This window comes from Mesorhizobium sp. LSJC285A00 (assembly GCF_000503155.1).
GTDB lineage: Bacteria > Pseudomonadota > Alphaproteobacteria > Rhizobiales > Rhizobiaceae > Mesorhizobium.
This window is the reverse complement of sequence record NZ_AYVK01000108.1, coordinates 1-1010: the sequence shown is the minus strand read 5'-3', so window position 1 is coordinate 1010 and position 1010 is coordinate 1. Positions and strand designations below refer to the sequence as shown.

2 protein-coding genes are annotated in these 1010 nt (G+C 62.5%); both read left to right on the top strand.

Going from position 1 to position 1010, the window contains the following annotated elements:
- Nucleotides 1-495: extracellular solute-binding protein (locus X726_RS1000000172505; RefSeq protein WP_023673974.1), on the top strand; the 495-nt coding region annotated here is incomplete at its 5' end.
- Between the two features lie 257 nt (nucleotides 496-752).
- On the top strand, nucleotides 753-1010 hold a 258-nt coding region (locus X726_RS1000000172330), incomplete at its 3' end, for an extracellular solute-binding protein (protein WP_023673973.1).

Below are 1010 nucleotides of genomic sequence, written 5' to 3'. Positions count from 1 at the left end.
ATGAGGACTTATCTGCAAGCCGTATCTGCCGCCGCGATCTGCCTCGCGACCTCGACTTTTGCCGCGTCCGCGGCCGATCCCGTCACGGTGGTCGGCTGGGGTGGCACATGGGACAAGGCCTACAAGGATGGAGTCTGGGACAAGTACACCGAAAAGACGGGCGTCCCGATCGTCATGGAAGAGTGGGGCGGCGAGGTCGCCAAGGTGCGTGCCCAGGTGCAAGCGGGCAACATTACTTACGACGTCGTCTCGGTGGAAGCGCCCGCCATGGAAGTCGGCTGCGCCGAAGGCCTGTTCGTCCCGCTGACACCCGAGATCACAGGCGACGCAGCGAACNCCCGCCATGGAAGTCGGCTGCGCCGAAGGCCTGTTCGTCCCGCTGACACCCGAGATCACAGGCGACGCAGCGAACTATCTCCCAGGAACCCTGCACGAATGCGGTGTCGCGTCCGACACATGGGCAACGGTTCTTGCCTACAACACGGATGTCTATAAGGGCGACGCCGCGCCAAAGAGCTGGGCGGACTTCTGGAACGTCGAGAAATTTCCAGGAAAGCGCGGCCTCTACCAGCAAGCGCAGTTCACGCTGGAAAATGCGCTCATGGCCGACGGCGTGAAACGCGAGGACATGTACAAGGTGTTGGCCACGCCGGAAGGTGTCGACCGGGCTTTCGCCATGCTCGACAAGATCAAGCCGAACGTCGTCTGGTGGTCCACCACGACGCAGGGCATCCAGAACCTNCAGCGGCGAAGTGACGCTCAGCGACGCGTTCAATGCACGCATCACCAACGAAGCCATCAACGAGAAGAAGCCCTACGCCATCGCGTGGGACGCCGGCTTCTTCTACGGCACCGACTACTGGGCCGTGGTGAAGGGCGCACCACACCAGCAGGGCGGGCTGGATCTCCTCAAGTGGTTTTCCATCCCTGAAAACCAGGCCGGCTTCTCCAAGCTCTATGCCTATGGCACCGGCCGCAAGGAAGCCGCCGACCTCATTCCCGCGGACTGG